Annotated in this window: 1 pseudogene; it reads left to right on the top strand. The window is 40.9% G+C overall.

The features are described from left to right. Positions 1–269: pseudogene (locus tag AC6UDE_RS06995) on the top strand (diadenylate cyclase CdaA); the annotation flags it as partial.

Genomic DNA, 269 nt, shown 5'->3' with positions numbered 1-269 from the left:
ACTTAATTGATATATTAGTTGTTTGGCTCATTATTTATGAATTGATAATGCTTCTTCGTGGCACTCGCGCGGTGCAGTTATTGCGTGGAATCATTGTCATTATTATCGCAAAAATTGCCAGCTGGTACTTGGGATTAACCATGGTTTCATGGATTCTGGACCAAATTATCAACTGGGGAGTAATTGGATGCATCATCATCTTTCAACCCGAAATTCGCCGGGGACTTGAAAAATTAGGTCGTGGATCGGTCTTTAGGTCAACCCAGAAC

This window comes from Fructilactobacillus sp. X2R5C3 (assembly GCF_059901325.1).
The sequence above is the reverse complement of the archived record's forward strand: the minus strand, read 5'-3'. Positions and strand labels throughout refer to the sequence as shown.